The following is a 15,225-nucleotide window of genomic DNA, read 5'->3' as shown; positions in this document are numbered from 1 at the left end:
GCCCCGGAGCGCCGCGGGACGGAGACACTGGTCCGCGCCTGGGAGGAGGGGCGACATGACGGTTATGGCCGAGCGCACGTCTCAGATGTCGGTGGACGAGTTCGAGACGATCGCGTCCGCCGCTCCCGAGAGACGGTGGTCCTCCCCGACCCGGTCGGCATCGAACTCGACACCGAGATCCTGGGGAGTTACGTCCGCTGAAACGACGAGGTCCCGTCCGGAAGCAACCGGACGGGACCTTTCTCGCGGCGAGCGTACGGCTACGCCAGCAGCGCCGGGATCGTGCCCTCGTGGGCCTCGCGGAGGTCGGTCAGGGGCAGGGTGAACTCGCCCTGGACCTCCACCGCGTCGCCGTCCACCACGCCGATGCGGGTCACCGGCAGGCCGCGCGCGCCGCACATGTCGGTGAAGCGGAGCTCCTCCGAACGCGGGACGGCGACGACCGCGCGGCCCGCCGACTCCGAGAACAGGAAGGTGAAGGCGTCGAGCCCGTCCGGGACGACCAGGCGCGCGCCCTTGCCGCCGAGCAGCGCCGACTCGACGACCGCCTGGATCAGGCCGCCGTCGGACAGGTCGTGCGCGGAGTCGACCATGCCGTCGCGGGAGGCGGAGATCAGGATCTCGGCGAGCAGCCGTTCGCGCTCCAGGTCGACCTTCGGGGGCAGGCCGCCGAGGTGGTCGTGGATCACCTGGGACCAGGCCGATCCGCCGAACTCCTCGCGGGTGTCGCCCAGCAGGTAGAGCAGCTGCCCGTCCTCCTGGAAGGCGACCGGGGTGCGGCGGGCCACGTCGTCGATGACGCCGAGGACCGCGACCACCGGGGTCGGGTGGATGGCGGCCTCGCCGGTCTGGTTGTACAGCGAGACGTTGCCGCCGGTCACCGGGGTGCCGAGCTGCTGGCAGCCGTCCGCCAGACCGCGCACGGCCTCGGCGAACTGCCACATGACCGCCGGGTCCTCCGGCGAGCCGAAGTTCAGGCAGTCGGAGACCGCGAGGGGCTTCGCACCGGTGGTGGCGACGTTGCGGTACGCCTCCGCCAGCGCCAGCTGCGCGCCCGTGTACGGGTCGAGCTTGGCGTACCGGCCGTTGCCGTCCGTGGCGATCGCGACGCCGAGGCCGCTCTCCTCGTCCACGCGGATCATGCCCGAGTCCTCGGGCTGGGCGAGGACGGTGTTGCCCTGCACGAAGTGGTCGTACTGCTGGGTGATCCACTGCTTGGACGCCTGGTTCGGGGAGGACACCAGCTTCAGGACCTGGTCCTTCAGCTCCTCGCCGGACTGCGGCCGGGGCAGCTTGTTCGCGTCGTCGGCCTGGAGGGCGTCCTGCCAGTCGGGGCGGGCGTAGGGGCGCTCGTAGACCGGGCCCTCGTGCGCGACCGTGCGCGGGTCGACGTCGACGATCTTGCCGCCGTGCCAGTAGATCTCCAGGCGGTCGCCGTCGGTGACCTCACCGATGACGGTGGCGATGACGTCCCACTTCTCGCAGATCTCGAGGAAGCGGTCGACCTTGCCCGGCTCGACGACCGCGCACATGCGCTCCTGCGACTCGCTCATGAGGATCTCCTCGGGCGAGAGCGTGGAGTCGCGCAGGGGCACGTCGTCCAGGGTGACGCGCATGCCGCCGGAGCCGTTGGAGGCCAGCTCGCTGGTCGCGCAGGACAGGCCCGCGGCGCCCAGGTCCTGGATGCCGACGACGAGCTTCTCCTTGAAGGCCTCCAGGGTGCACTCGATGAGGAGCTTCTCCTGGAAGGGGTCGCCGACCTGGACGGCGGGGCGCTTGGACGGCTTGGCGTCGTCGAAGGTCTCGGAGGCCAGGATCGAGGCGCCGCCGATGCCGTCGCCGCCGGTGCGGGCCCCGTAGAGGATGACCTTGTTGCCCGCGCCGGACGCCTTCGCGAGGTGGATGTCCTCGTGCCGCATGACGCCGATGGCACCGGCGTTGACCAGCGGGTTGCCCTGGTAGCAGGCGTCGAAGACGACCTCGCCGCCGATGTTGGGCAGGCCCAGGCAGTTGCCGTAGCCGCCGATGCCGGCGACGACGCCGGGCAGCACGCGCTTGGTGTCGGGGTGGTCCGCGGCGCCGAAGCGCAGCGGGTCCACGACCGCGACCGGGCGGGCGCCCATGGCGATGATGTCGCGGACGATGCCGCCGACACCCGTGGCCGCGCCCTGGTAGGGCTCCACGTACGACGGGTGATTGTGCGACTCGACCTTGAAGGTGACCGCGTAGCCCTGGCCGACGTCGACGACGCCGGCGTTCTCGCCGATGCCGACGAGCATCGCGTCGTTCTCGGGGGCCTTCTCGCCGAACTGGCGCAGGTGGACCTTGGAGGACTTGTACGAGCAGTGCTCGGACCACATCACGGAGTACATGGCCAGTTCCGCCCCGGTGGGGCGGCGGCCGAGGATCTCCACGACCCTCTCGTACTCGTCCTTCTTCAGGCCCAGCTCGGCCCAGGGCAGCTCGACGTCGGGGGTCGCGGCCGCGTGCTCGACCGTGTCCAGAGGCGTCCGGCTCATGCGTTGACCAGCTTCTTGAGGATCGAGGTGAAGAACGGCAGGCCGTCGGTGCGGCCGGTGCCGATCAGGGGCTCGACGGCGTGCTCGGGGTGCGGCATCAGGCCGACGACGTTGCCCGCTGCGTTGGTGATGCCGGCGATGTCGTTGAGCGAGCCGTTGGGGTTGAAGTCGACGTAACGGAACGCGACGCGGCCCTCGGCCTCCAGCTCGTCCAGCGTGCGCCGGTCGGCGACGTAGCGGCCGTCCATGTTCTTCAGCGGGATGTGGATCTCCTGGCCGGCGCTGTAGTCGCTGGTCCAGGAGGTGTCCGCGTTCTCCACGCGCAGCTTCTGGTCGCGGCAGATGAAGTGCAGGTGGTCGTTGCCGAGCATCCCGCCGGGCAGCAGGTGGGCCTCCGTGAGGATCTGGAAGCCGTTGCAGATGCCGAGCACCGGGAGACCGGCCTTCGCCTGGTCGATGACGGTGTCCATCACCGGCGAGAAGCGCGCGATGGCGCCGGCGCGCAGGTAGTCGCCGTAGGAGAAACCACCGCACAGCACCACGGCGTCGACCTGCTTGAGGTCCTTGTCCTTGTGCCAGAGCGCCACGGGTTCGGCGCCGGCGACGCGGATCGCGCGCTGCGTGTCCCGGTCGTCGAGGCTGCCGGGGAAAGTGACGACGCCGATACGAGCGGTCACTTCACAGCCTCCGTGACAACGTCCTCGGACTCGACCTTGACGGTGAAGTCCTCGATCACGGTGTTGGCGAGGAAGGATTCCGCAAGATCGTGGATGCGGGCGAGGGCGGCCTCGTCGACCGGCCCGTCAACTTCCAGTTCGAAACGCTTTCCCTGGCGGACGTCCGAGATCCCTTCGAAACCCAGTCGCGGCAGTGCGCGCTGCACCGCCTGGCCCTGGGGGTCGAGGATCTCCGGCTTGAGCATGACGTCGACTACGACGCGTGCCACTGGCACTCCCGGTGTGTGGTGCTGAGCAGGTTCCTTCAGACTACCCGCACAAAATTTCTACGCGCGTAGCCTTGGAGGAAAGTACGTGACCCCCATCACGGCCGGGCTTCGGCGGGAGCTCCGGGCGAAAAGCTTTGGAAAAGATCCCGGAACCGCCGTCGATGTCTATTGCGCGGCGGACACGCGGGGAGATTTAGTCGGGCTTCCCATTTCAATGCCGGGCACTGTACAAATGAAATGTCATTAGCCGATACTTTGCCCAATTGCAGGCGAACAGTCGGCATCATCGTGGTGTCCTGGCACGTCATCACGGAGGTGCCGCACGAAGGGACCGATATTCGTGGCGCAGCGTGTCGTGGTCACCCTCTTCGACGACATCGACGGCTCGGAAGCGGCGGAGACGATCGCCTTCGGAGTCGACGGCCGTATGTACGAGATCGACCTGAACGAAGCCAATGCCCGGGAACTGCGCAAGGCTCTCGAGCCCTACGTGTCGGCGGGCCGGAAGCGGGCGCGGTCCGGGAAGGCGTACCGGCAGACGGAGGTCGCGCCCGATCCGGCGGCCGTCCGGGCCTGGGCCCAGGCGAACAGGATGGACGTGCCCGCGCGGGGCCGGATCCCGAAGAAGGTCTACGAGGCGTTCGCCGAGGCGCAGTGAGCGGTCGCGGCCGGCGGCCGCCCCGCCCGCCCGGTGCCCGCGGTACGGCGGCCGGCGGTCCCGCGCGGATCACCGACGGTCGCTCAGCCCCTCCCCGTGGCACCCGACTTGCGCAGCACCCCGGGTGATCAGCTAAAGTCTGGAGCACGCCGAGGGGCGAGGCCGAAAAAGCCCAGCTCACGGAACATGCGGGTGTAGTTCAGTAGTAGAACATCCCCCTTCCAGGGGGAAGGCGCAGTGTGCAATTCCTGTCACCCGCTCTGCATCGCCGTACCGATCACGCAAGTCGATCAGGTAGGCTGGTGCTCGCACCGATCAGTGAGAGCTGGTCGGGGGCAATGCGGACGTAGCTCAGTTGGTAGAGCGCAACCTTGCCAAGGTTGAGGTCGCGAGTTCGAGCCTCGTCGTCCGCTCGGGAATCAGACCCCGGTCCTCCAGGACCGGGGTCTTTTCGTACGGCCCGGGGCGGAACGGGGTAGCGGAGCGCCGTCTGACATTTGTCATTCCGGGTGATGACGGTTCGCACTGACGCACGGTCCCCGGCGCCGGGATGCTCGGAGCATGCGAGCAAACGGACACGAACACGTGATTGAGGTCACCGACCTGCGGCGTGTGTACGGGGGCGGGTTCGAGGCGGTGCGCGGGATCGACTTCTCCGTGCGCCGCGGGGAGGTCTTCGCGCTGTTGGGCACCAACGGGGCCGGCAAGACCTCGACGGTCGAACTCCTCGAGGGCCTCGCCGCACCGGCCGGCGGGCGGGTGCGCGTCCTCGGGCACGACCCGTACACCGAGCGGGCCGCCGTACGCCCCCGCACCGGCGTGATGCTCCAGGAGGGCGGCTTCCCCTCCGAGCTGACCGTCGCCGAGACCGCGCGGATGTGGGCGGGGTGCGTGAGCGGGGCGCGGCCGCCGGCGGAGGTGCTGGACCTGGTCGGGCTGGAGACGAAGGCCGGCGTCCGGGTGAAGCAGCTGTCCGGGGGCCAGCGGCGCCGCCTGGACCTGGCGCTCGCCCTGCTCGGCGACCCGGAGGTGCTCTTCCTCGACGAGCCCACCACCGGACTGGACGCCGAAGGCCGCCGGGCCACCTGGGAGTTGGTGAGCGCGCTGCGCGACGGCGGGACGACGGTGCTGCTGACCACGCACTACCTGGAGGAGGCCGAGAACCTCGCCGACCGGCTCGCGATCATGCACGAGGGCCGGATCGCCGCCACCGGCACCCCGGACGAGGTGACCGCCGCGCAGCCTTCCCGCATCTCCTTCGAGCTGCCGGAGGGCTACCTCCCGGGAGACCTGCCGCCGCTCGGCGAACTGGGCGTGAGCGGTCACGAGACCAACGGCCGGCTCGTCCGGCTGCGCACCCGCGAACTGCAGCGCGCGGCCACCGGGCTGCTCGTGTGGGCCGAACGGGCCGGGGTGGAACTGCGCCGCCTGGACGTGCGGTCGGCGTCCCTGGAGGAGGCGTTCCTCGGGATCGCGAAGGAGGCGTCCACGAGGACGGCCGGGGCCACGACGACGAAGGAGTACGCGGCATGAGCGCCACGGACACGAAGACGCCCGCGCCGCGCGCCGGAAGGCCCGCGGCCACCACGCCCACGAGCCGGATGACGGCGCTCGCCCGCGCCGAACTCACCCTGCTGCGACGGAACAAGGGAACCGTCTTCGCCGCGTTGTTCGTGCCGCTGGTGCTGCCGTTCAGCGTGTACTCGGCGTCCAAGGAGATGGACCTCGACGAGGCCGGACTGACCACCGGCACGCTCGTGCTGCCCGCCGCGATCGGCTTCTCCCTGCTGTTCGCCGTCTACTCGGCCCTCGTCGGCGTCTTCGTCGTCCGGCGCGAGGAACTCGTCCTCAAGCGGCTGCGCACCGGCGAGCTGCGGGACGTGGAGATCCTCGGCGGGTCCGCGATGCCCGCCGTCCTCAGCGGGCTCGTGCAGAGCCTGCTGCTCGCGGCCGGCTGCTTCGCCCTGCTGGACCTGCCCGCCCCGCCCGCACCCCACCTCGCGATCGTCGGCCTGCTGCTGGGCCTGGTGATGTGCGCCACGCTCGCCGCGGTCACCGCGAGCTTCACCCGCACCGGCGAGAGCGCCCAGGTGACGCCGCTGCCGCTGACGTTCGTCTCGATGTTCGGCTCCGGCCTGTTCCTCCCCCTGGAACTGCTGCCCGACCGGCTGGCCTCCGTCTGCGAACTGCTGCCGCTGACCCCCGTCGTCACCCTGGTGCGCGGCGGCTGGACCGGCGACCTGTCGGCCTCCGAGTCCCTGGGCGCGCTCGCCGCGGCGGTGGCCTGGACGGTGCTCGCGGTGTTTGCTGTACGGCGGTGGTTCCGCTGGGAACCGCGACGCTGACGTACGGGCGGGTCCGGGCCGGGAAGGGCGAGGTGGGTGGGGAGATGCGCAGGCCGCGGCACTGGTGGCGGCGGAAGAGCACGCCGGCGAAGGTGGAGACGTACACGCGGTGGTCGTTCCACTTCTTCGGGCTCATCGAGTTCCTCGTGCTGGGGGTGTCGAACTTCGGTCGGATCGAGCCGCGGCTCGCGACCGGGCTGGCCCTGCTGATCGCCGCGCACTCCGCGCTCTGCGCGCTGGTCGCCTCGCGGGCGCTGGACTGGACGCGCGGCCGGCGTCCGCAGCCCGTCCGGCTGCTGTGGGCGCTCACCGCGTTCACCGCGGCGAGCGCCGTCGGCGCGATCGGTCTCGCCGAGCGCGGACCGGGCGGGCCGGACGTGGAATCCGTGGCGGGGGAGGTCTTCGGGGGCGTGCTGTGCTTCGGCGCGGGCATGATCACGCTCGGCGTGCGCAACCGGCGCCGGGTGGTCGCCGTCGTCGTCGGCTTCGCGCTCGGCGCCGGCGCCGTGTCCTTCCCGCTGGGCAGGCCGGACCTCACCTCGCTCATGGTGGCGTGCTTCGTGCTGCTGGGCGGCGGGTTCCTCGCCTTCACCTCGGTCTTCTCCGTCTGGCTGCTCGACGCGGTCTACACGCTCGACGAGGCCAGGGAGACCCGGGCCCGGCTCGCCGTCGCCGAGGAACGGCTGCGCTTCGGGCGCGACCTGCACGACGTGATGGGAAGGAACCTGGCCGTGATCGCCCTCAAGAGCGAGCTGGCCGTACAGCTGTCCCGGCGCGGACGGCCCGAGGCGGTGGAACAGATGATCGAGGTGCAGCGCATCGCGCAGGAGTCGCAGCGGGAGGTCCGCGACGTCGTCCGCGGCTACCGGGAGGCCGACCTGGAGGTCGAACTCGCCGGTGCCCGGGGCGTGCTGGGCGCGGCCGGGATCGACTGCGAGGTGCGCGGCGACACGGCCGGGCTGCCCGCCGAGGTGCAGTCGGCGCTCGGCTGGGTGGTGCGCGAGGCGACCACGAACGTGCTGCGGCACGGGGACGCGGGGACGTGTGCCGTGGTGGTGCGGTCGTCGGAGGGGCGTGTGGTGCTGACGGTGGAGAACGACGGGGTGCCGGAGACGGCGGGTTCCCCCGGTGCGTCCGGAGGCGTCGGCGCCTCCGTCGGTTCCGGGCTCGCCGGGCTGCGGGAACGGCTGTCCGCCGTGGACGGCACGCTGGAGGCCGGACCCGTCGGCAGGGGCGTGTTCCGGCTCACGGCCGAGGTGCCGCTGCCCCTGGCCGCCGGAACCGTGCTGGAGGCGGCGTCGTGACGGACCCCGTACGCGTCCTGCTCGCCGACGACGAGCACCTGATCCGGGGCGCGCTGGCCGCCCTGCTCTCCCTGGAGGACGACCTCCTGGTGGTCGCCGAGGCGGCCACCGGCCCGGAGGCCCTGGCGATGGCGCGGGCGCACGCGCCGGACGTGGCCGTGCTGGATCTCCAGATGCCCGGCGCGGACGGTGTGAAGGTCGCCACATCCCTGCGCACCGAACTGCCCGGCTGCAAGGTGCTGATCGTGACCAGTCACGGGCGGCCCGGACATCTGAAGCGGGCGCTCGCGGCGGGTGTGCGCGGATTCGTCCCCAAGACGGTCAGCGCCCAGCGGCTCGCCGAGCTGATCCGCACCGTGCACGCCGGAAACCGCTACGTCGACCCGGAGTTGGCCGCGGACGCGATCTCCGCCGGGGACTCGCCGCTGACCGCGCGGGAGGCCGAGGTGCTGGAGCACGCGGCCGACGGGGCGCCCGTCGCGGAGATCGCCGAGCGGGCCGCGCTCGCCGAGGGGACGGTACGGAACTACCTGTCGTCGGCCGTCACGAAGCTCGGCGCGGAGAACCGGCACGCGGCAGTGCGCCTCGCGCGGGAGCGTGGTTGGGTATAGTGGCTACCGCACCACGGCGAAGCCCGCGGCGCAGGCGAACGTAGCTCAGTTGGTAGAGCGCAACCTTGCCAAGGTTGAGGTCGCGAGTTCGAACCTCGTCGTTCGCTCCACATGAGGAAGCCCCCGGTCACGGCCGGGGGCTTCTTCGTGTCTCCGTGTCCTACCAGCGCACGCCCGTCAGGCGCTCGTAGGCCTCGACGTACTTGGCGCGGGTCGCCTCCACGACCTGCTGCGGCAGCGCCGGCGGGGGCTGCTCGCTCTTCCGGTCCCAGCCGGACTCCGCCGAGGTCAGCCAGTCCCGCACGAACTGCTTGTCGTACGACGGCTGCGCGCGGCCCGGCTGCCACTGGTCGGCGGGCCAGAAGCGGGAGGAGTCCGGGGTGAGGACCTCGTCGGCGAGGACGAGCTCGTCGCCCTCGAAGCCGAACTCGAACTTGGTGTCGGCCAGGATGATCCCGCGCTCGCGGGCGATGTCCCGGGCTCGCGAGTAGACGGCCAGGGTGGCCTGACGCAGGCGGGCCGCGGTGTCCGCGCCGGTCCGGCGGGCGACCTCCTCGTAGGAGACGTTCTCGTCGTGCTCGCCGACCTCGGCCTTGGTGGCCGGGGTGAAGATCGGGGCGGGCAGCTCCGAGCCGTCGACCAGGCCCTCGGGCAGGGCGAGGCCGCAGACGGTGCGGGACTCGTCGTACTCGGCCAGGCCCGAGCCGGTGAGGTAGCCGCGGGCCACGCACTCCACGGGGACCATCCGCAGCGACTTGCAGACCAGGGTGCGGCCCTGCCAGTCGGCGGGGGCGCCCTCGGGCAGCTCGGTGCTCAGGACGTGGTTCGGGACCAGGTCGGTGAGCTGGTCGAACCACCACAGGGAGAGCTGGGTGAGCACCCGGCCCTTGTCGGGGATCTCGGTGGGCAGCACCCAGTCGTAGGCGGACATGCGGTCGCTGGCGACCATCACGAGGTCGCCCGCCTCGTTCTGGTACAGGTCGCGCACCTTGCCGGTGTGCAGGTGCACCAGACCCGGAACCTCAAGCGGCTCGGGCTTTTCGACGAATCCGGACACGGTTCCTCCCCGTGGTCGAACAAAAGGGGCGCCCGTAGGGCTCCCACAGGGTGGTGGTGGGAGACGGGAGGGCCAAGTGCGTCGATTCTCCCGTATCTGGCTGCCGGGCCGCGTCCGGGGTGGGCGCGGACGGGGTCAGTCGCGTTTGCAGATGCGGTCCAGGAGGTTGGCGGTGGCCCGCTGGATCCGCGGATCGACGTGGCCCGGGCGGTCCAAGGCCGGGGACCAGGCGAACGTCCCGGACGCGAAGACCCAGGCGCCGGACGGCGCCCGGTACAGGGACGTCTCCTGGTGGCGCCGGACGCCGTGGACGTCGGTGTACGGGGAGTGGGCGAGCAGGACCCGCTCGTCGTGCTCGGGGAGCGGGGTGCGCGGGAAGTAGCGGTCGGCCTCGCCGGCGACCAGGTCCTCGATCTCGTCGCCCTCCTGGGCGCCGGTGGCCTCCCAGAGCCAGTGGCCGGCGTTGCGGACGACCATCGGGTGGGGTTCGGGGACGCGGCCGGCGTACTGGATGCCGAGGAGCTGCTGCTCGGCGCGGTCGATCTCCCGCCACAGCACCGGCCGGCCGGGGCCCTGGCGCTTGCGGCAGGTCAGCAGGCGGTCGGGGACGCCGGAGGGGGAGGGGGACAGCTCCACCTGCCAGTACATGGTGTTGGCGGACAGGAAGACCAGGGACGTGCCGTGGTCGCGGGCCTGCTCGGTGGTGCGGCGCATGGCCGTGGACCAGTACTCGTCGTGGCCCGGGAAGACCAGGCCCCGGTAGCGGGTCGGGTCGACGCGGCCGGAGTGCAGGTCGCGGGCGTCGGCGTAGGCGAGGTCGTAGCCGTAGCGCTCGGCGAAGCGGATGAAGTCGTAGGCGTGGCCGACGTGCAGGGGCAGGCCGGCGCCCGCGTAGGGGCGGTCGAAGGAGACGGTCGTCGCGGCGTCGGCCTCGCCGAGCAGCCGGCCCTCCTCGTCCCAGGCGTGGTAGAGACTGGCACCGGTGCGGCCGTCCTCCGGGTAGAGGTTGTACGCCTGCCAGGTGATGTCGGGCAGGACCAGCAGCAGGTCGGCCGGGTGGTCGTCGCGGACCGTGAAGGGGACGTGGGAGCGGTAGCCGTCGGCGGTGGTCAGGACGGCGACGTACGCGCCGATGTTCCAGTACGACGGGATCTGCAGCCGCCAGGACAGCCACCAGTGGTGGCAGGAGACCGTGCGGTCGGCGGTGAGCGGCGGGGGCTGGACGATGCCGGACAGGCGGGGACTGGTGGTGATCTTGGTGGCGCCGTCTCCGCCGTAGTGGCCGATCCGGTAGACGTCGACGCCGAACTCCTGCGGCGGGTCGACGGTGACGTGGAAGTCGATGGCCTCGCCGGGTGCGACGGCCCCGGTGGCGGTGAAGCCCTTGATCTGGCGGCGGACGTCGTCGGCGGCTCGGGGACCTCCGGTGCCGGAGCGCCGCTCGGGGCTCCGCCGGCCCGTTCCGGTCCCGGCCGGGTCCAGCTCGGTGTCCACGTACCAGGGGACGACCTGGCCGGTGTCGTCGAAGTAGGTCTCACCGCCGCGCAGCCAGGGCACGGGTCCCTGGCCGAAGGGATCCGTCACGGCGTGCGCGAGTGCCCCCGACTCCCAGCGGCGGATGTGCTCGGGCCCCATGGGACCGCCCCCTCCCTCGTGTCCCCGTGGTCGTGCGTATGACGAACGCCTTTGCCATGTGCGCGATCGGTCCCAGCACATCACATGTGGCGCGCGTGCTGTCACTGTTCGTCGCGAAGTGACCGAAAGTGGAACAAAGGAGTCCGGATCCAGGGAGCCCGGTGCGGGACCCGGTGGGTGTCCTGGTGGGTGTTCCCGGTGGGCCGGGCGGTCTCAGACCAGGCGTACCGGCTTCTCCGCGCGTATGCCGAGCTCCGTCAGCCAGGCGCGCAGGGGAGCCGGGTCGCCGGTCTCGACGAGGCTGCGGACGCGGGGGGCCAGGTCCGCGGCACGGACGCCGTCGACCAGGAGGGACGGGCCGTCGAGCCAGTCCAGGCCGGGGGTGGCCCCGGCGGTGTCCATCGCGGCGCAGCACACCATCGCCGTGATGTGGTCGGTGAGGACCTCGCGGCCGGTGCGCGGGGGCTGGAGCGGGAGGAGGGGCAGCGCGCGGTCGTCCCAGAGGGCGCTGTCGGGCCCTGTCCGTCCCACGGCCGCTCCGGAGGCGGGGGCCGGGGCCCCGGCCGTTCCGGCCTCCTCGCGGGCCAGCTGCGCGCTGAGCCCGGCGGCCAGGGCGGCGCCCCGGGGGGTGGCGCCGGCGAGGTCGTCCTCGTCGTCGCCGGGTGCGTGGTGGGGGCCGGTGGGGGGCACGGGGGTGTGGACGCCCGGTTCGGCACCGGTCCCGGTCGGGTCTCCCGTCCCCGGCACGGGCCGGGGTCCCGTCCCCGTCGTCACGGGCCGCGTCCCGGCCCCGGCCCCGTGCTCCTCCCGGTCCGCCGACGGGGCGGACGGCGCCGGGGCGGGCCGGTCCGCGAGGTGGTCCAGGACGCGGGCCAGGGTGGGGCCGTCGGCGCCCGGGGCGGCGCCCCCGGCGGTGCGGCGGACGCCCAGGGCGTCCAGGACGCGGTGGAGGCGGGCGGCGTCCGCGCGCCAGGTCCGGTCGACGACCTCCTCCGGATACTCGTCCCACCCCACCGGCGCCCAGTCCGGTCCGGTCTCCGCCGGTCCCCCGTGGAAGAGGCGCGCGGCGAGCAGCGAGACCGCCTCGTCGATCAGCCCGGGCTCCTCCAGCAGGTCGCAGGCGGGACGCTCGCCCAGGCGTGAGGTGAAGCCCTCGGCCAGGCGGTCCCGGCGGGACAGTTCCGTGAGCGCCGCGACGACGCCCACGTCCAGCCGGGCGGGCCAGCGGCCCATCCGCCAGGCGGGCAGCGCCACCCGCGTCAGCAGCCGGTCCCAGCCCGCGTACGCCAGCCCGACCTGCTCCTGGGCGACGATCCGCAGCCCGTAGTCCACGGCCTGGGCGCGCTCGGCGGCCGCCGCCGCGACCCCCCGTTCCATCTCGGCGGCGTGGACGCGACAGCTGCGCAGCAGCAGGCGGGACACCTGTCCGAGGCCCGCGCACACCACGCGGGACGGCAGGCGGCGGTTCCGCGTCGAGGCCACCGCGACCGCGGCGTCCAGGCCCCGTATGAAGCGCCGGGCGGCGGCTATGTCGGGGTGCGCGGACGGTCCCGTGCCGGCGACGACCGGGGCGAGGACCGCGCGCAGCTCGCCCACGCGCATCCACCACAGGAAGGGCGAACCGATGACGAGGACGGGCGCGGCGGGTCCCCGGTGGGGGCCGGGTCCGCCCGGACCGGCCACGTCGCCGCGCCGCTCCCCGGGCGGCGGGCCGTGGGCGGGGTGGGTGCGGTCCTCCAGCCAGCTGTCGCAGTCCGGCGTGAGCGCTATCGCGGACGGGGCGGGCACCTCGAGCCGGTCGGCGAGGTCGCGCACCATCCGGTAGAGGTCCGGCGCCGACTCCTCGGCGATCGGGACCGTCGGGGTCATGGCGGGCCGGGCGCGGGCGACGACCAGGGCGACCCCCGCGGCGGCCGCCAGGACGAGGAGCGCCAGCGCGGACACCGTCCAGCGGGCGGCGTCCCAGCCGGCACCCACGAGGCGGCCGGTGGAACCGCCCGCGAGCAGGATCACCGCGGCGGCGGCGGGCAGCAGGGCGACGGCCAGCGCCCGGCTGCGGACGCGCAGCACGGCCAGCGCCCGGGAGCGCGCGGCCTGCGCGCCCGTCTCCACACCACCGATACCGGTCACGACCGGACCTCACCCCCTCCTCGCCGCCCGGGGACTGCGCTGTCGCTGTTGCTCACTCCCCCACTGTGGCACCCGCCACTGACATCGCAATGCCGGTGGGCCAAGTGCCGGAACGCTTGCGCGGCACCCTAGTTGGGGCCTCGGCGCCCGTCAGCCGTATGGCGCATCGGTCACTCGATGGAATGGCTTTGGGGAAAGGTGGATGACGGACAGCAAGGGTCAGGCCCCGGCTCCTGGGAGGGAGCCGGGGCCTGTCGGGCCGGGTGCGGAGCGCGTGCCCGCCGGGGCGGTCAGGCCCCCGTCGTGCCCTGCGCCGCCGCGTCCGCCGCCGCCTTCGCCGCGATGTCCGTACGGTGCTGGGAGCCGTCGAGGCCGATGCGGGCGACGGCCCGGTAGGCGCGGTCGCGGGCCTCGGTGAGGTCCGCGCCGGTGGCCGTGACGGACAGGACGCGACCGCCGGCGCTGACGACGGCGTCGCCCTCGCGCCGGGTGCCGGCGTGCAGGACGTAGGCGTGCGGGGCGTCCTCGGCGGCCACCTCGTCGAGGCCGGTGATCGGGTCGCCGGTGCGCGGGGTGCCGGGGTAGTTGTGGGAGGCGACGACCACGGTGACGGCCGCGTCCGCGCTCCAGCGCAGGGGTTCGAGGTCGGCGAGGTTGCCGGTGGCGGCGGCCATCAGCAGACCGGCGAGCGGGGTCTTCAGGCGGGCCAGCACGACCTGGGTCTCGGGGTCGCCGAAACGGGCGTTGAACTCGATCACGCGGACGCCGCGCGAGGTGATCGCCAGGCCGGCGTAGAGCAGGCCGGAGAACGGGGTGCCGCGGCGGCGCATCTCGTCCACGGTCGGCTGGAGCACGCTCTCCACGACCTCGTCGACGAGCTTGGGGTCGGCCCACGGCAGCGGCGAGTACGCGCCCATGCCGCCGGTGTTCGGGCCCTCGTCGCCGTCGAGGGCGCGCTTGAAGTCCTGGGCGGGCTGGAGCGGGCGCACGTTCACGCCGTCGGTGACGGCGAAGAGGGACACCTCGGGACCGTCGAGGTACTCCTCGACGACCACGCGTTCGCAGGCGTTCGCGTGCGCCCGGGCGGCCTCGACATCGTCGGTGACGACGACGCCCTTGCCGGCGGCGAGCCCGTCGTCCTTGACGACGTACGGGGCGCCGAAGGCGTCGAGGGCCGCGTCGACCTCGGCCGGGGTCGTGCAGACGTACGAGCGGGCCGTGGGTACCCCGGCGCCGGCCATCACGTCCTTCGCGAAGGCCTTGGAACCCTCGAGCCGCGCGGCCTGACCGGAGGGGCCGAAGACCGGGATGCCCGCCTCGCGCACGGCGTCGGCGACCCCGGCGACGAGGGGTGCCTCGGGACCGACCACGACCAGGTCGGCACCGAGCCCGGTGGCCAGTGCCGTCACGGCCGCGCCGTCGAGGGCGTCGACCTGGTGCAGTTCGGCGACCTCGGCGATGCCGGCGTTGCCGGGTGCGCAGTGCAGCGCGGTGACGTCGGGGTCGAGGGACAGGGAACGGCACAGGGCGTGTTCGCGGGCGCCGCCGCCGATGACAAGGACCTTCACGGGGGCCAGCCTAATGGGAACGGGCCCGGGTGCCTTGTGCGGGCTTCCGAAGACGCGGCCGGGGACGACTTGTGGCTTTCTCCAGTCGGCGCCCGTCGCCGGGTCGTGTCCGGGGCCGCGAGTCGTGCTCGGGTCACCGGGTCGTGCTCGGGTCACCGGGTCGTGCTCGGGTCACCGGGTCGTGCTCGGGTCACCGGGTCGTGCTCGGGTCGGCGTGCGGCGCCTACTCGTGCGCGATCTCCTCCACCACCGTCGCCCCCAGCTCCCGTACGAGCAGGTCCTTCCCGGAGAGGGCCGACTCGTCGAGGTCCGGGTCGTCGTCCTCCGGGATGTCGTCCTCCGGCGAGACCGGGGGCGGCGGCTCGGGCGCCGCGGGCCGGGGAGCGGGACCGGCCGCCGGGGCGGACGCCGGGGCCGCCGAACCGTACGCGGGGGGAGCGGCGGGAGAGCCG

Annotated in this window: 12 protein-coding genes, 3 tRNA genes and 1 pseudogene; 8 read left to right on the top strand and 8 right to left on the bottom strand. The window is 72.9% G+C overall.

All coding sequences use genetic code 11. The annotated features are described in order from the left end of the window. Positions 1–260 precede the first annotated feature (260 nt). From purL to purS, 3 genes are read right to left on the bottom strand one after another with little or no spacing between them, the layout of a single operon-like run. Positions 261–2,519 (bottom strand): phosphoribosylformylglycinamidine synthase subunit PurL, encoded by a 2,259-nt coding sequence (gene purL / locus JHAT_RS23885; RefSeq protein ID WP_077800308.1) that lies wholly within the window; start codon positions 2,517–2,519, stop codon positions 261–263. Next, positions 2,516–3,196 carry a phosphoribosylformylglycinamidine synthase subunit PurQ gene (gene purQ, locus JHAT_RS23880; protein WP_077800307.1) on the bottom strand — a complete coding sequence of 227 codons (681 nt, stop codon included), beginning with the start codon at positions 3,194–3,196 and terminating at the stop codon, positions 2,516–2,518. The genes purL and purQ overlap by 4 nt, the downstream gene beginning before the upstream one ends. Then, the gene (gene purS, locus JHAT_RS23875; RefSeq protein ID WP_077800306.1) at positions 3,193–3,465 is read right to left on the bottom strand and encodes a phosphoribosylformylglycinamidine synthase subunit PurS; all 273 of its coding nucleotides are present in this window, start codon (positions 3,463–3,465) and stop codon (positions 3,193–3,195) included. Before purS ends, purQ begins: the two co-directional genes overlap by 4 nt. 340 nt (positions 3,466–3,805) lie before the next feature. Between purS and JHAT_RS23870 the strand changes: the two genes are divergently transcribed. The 8 genes from JHAT_RS23870 to JHAT_RS23835 all read left to right on the top strand — a co-directional run bounded on the left by JHAT_RS23870 (position 3,806) and on the right by JHAT_RS23835 (position 8,493). Continuing rightward, a complete protein-coding gene (locus tag JHAT_RS23870) occupies positions 3,806–4,123 on the top strand; it encodes an Lsr2 family protein (RefSeq protein ID WP_077800305.1) in 318 nt (105 codons plus the stop codon). Between the two features lie 188 nt (positions 4,124–4,311). Next, positions 4,312–4,383: transfer RNA gene (locus tag JHAT_RS23865), tRNA-Gly, on the top strand. 80 nt (positions 4,384–4,463) lie between these two features. Further along, positions 4,464–4,536, top strand: a tRNA-Gly gene (locus JHAT_RS23860). A 148-nt stretch (positions 4,537–4,684) separates the two neighbouring features. Continuing rightward, the gene (locus tag JHAT_RS23855) at positions 4,685–5,656 is read left to right on the top strand and encodes an ABC transporter ATP-binding protein (protein ID WP_077800304.1); all 972 of its coding nucleotides are present in this window, start codon (positions 4,685–4,687) and stop codon (positions 5,654–5,656) included. Next, positions 5,653–6,468, top strand: a complete 816-nt coding sequence (locus JHAT_RS23850) for an ABC transporter permease (RefSeq protein WP_077800303.1) — start codon at positions 5,653–5,655, stop codon at positions 6,466–6,468. The genes JHAT_RS23855 and JHAT_RS23850 overlap by 4 nt, the downstream gene beginning before the upstream one ends. Positions 6,469–6,512: 44 nt before the next feature. Next, the gene (locus JHAT_RS23845; RefSeq protein ID WP_077800337.1) at positions 6,513–7,772 is read left to right on the top strand and encodes a sensor histidine kinase; all 1,260 of its coding nucleotides are present in this window, start codon (positions 6,513–6,515) and stop codon (positions 7,770–7,772) included. Then, positions 7,769–8,383 (top strand): response regulator transcription factor, encoded by a 615-nt coding sequence (locus tag JHAT_RS23840; RefSeq protein WP_077800302.1) that lies wholly within the window; start codon positions 7,769–7,771, stop codon positions 8,381–8,383. The genes JHAT_RS23845 and JHAT_RS23840 overlap by 4 nt, the downstream gene beginning before the upstream one ends. A gap of 34 nt (positions 8,384–8,417) precedes the next feature. After that, positions 8,418–8,493 (top strand) — tRNA-Gly (locus tag JHAT_RS23835). 50 nt (positions 8,494–8,543) lie between these two features. On the opposite strand, the gene JHAT_RS23830 is transcribed toward JHAT_RS23835, so the two are convergent. The 5 genes and pseudogenes from JHAT_RS23830 to JHAT_RS23810 form a co-directional block, all read right to left on the bottom strand. After that, a complete protein-coding gene (locus JHAT_RS23830) occupies positions 8,544–9,440 on the bottom strand; it encodes a phosphoribosylaminoimidazolesuccinocarboxamide synthase (RefSeq protein ID WP_077800301.1) in 897 nt (298 codons plus the stop codon). Positions 9,441–9,575: 135 nt separating this feature from the next. Continuing rightward, positions 9,576–11,075, bottom strand: a complete 1,500-nt coding sequence (locus tag JHAT_RS23825; protein WP_077800300.1) for a N,N-dimethylformamidase beta subunit family domain-containing protein — start codon at positions 11,073–11,075, stop codon at positions 9,576–9,578. A 213-nt stretch (positions 11,076–11,288) separates the two neighbouring features. Then, the gene (locus JHAT_RS23820) at positions 11,289–13,205 is read right to left on the bottom strand and encodes a hypothetical protein (RefSeq protein WP_077800299.1); all 1,917 of its coding nucleotides are present in this window, start codon (positions 13,203–13,205) and stop codon (positions 11,289–11,291) included. Positions 13,206–13,495: 290 nt separating this feature from the next. Then, positions 13,496–14,773 carry a phosphoribosylamine--glycine ligase gene (gene purD, locus JHAT_RS23815; protein ID WP_077800298.1) on the bottom strand — a complete coding sequence of 426 codons (1,278 nt, stop codon included), beginning with the start codon at positions 14,771–14,773 and terminating at the stop codon, positions 13,496–13,498. Between the two features lie 223 nt (positions 14,774–14,996). Next, positions 14,997–15,225 (bottom strand): annotated as a pseudogene (locus tag JHAT_RS23810) (DNA polymerase III subunit gamma/tau); the annotation flags it as partial.

The sequence above is a fragment of the Streptomyces sp. JHA26 genome, from assembly GCF_002005565.1.
GTDB lineage: Bacteria > Actinomycetota > Actinomycetes > Streptomycetales > Streptomycetaceae > Streptomyces.
Note: the sequence above shows the minus strand (reverse complement) of the source record. Positions and strands in the feature narration are given on the sequence as shown.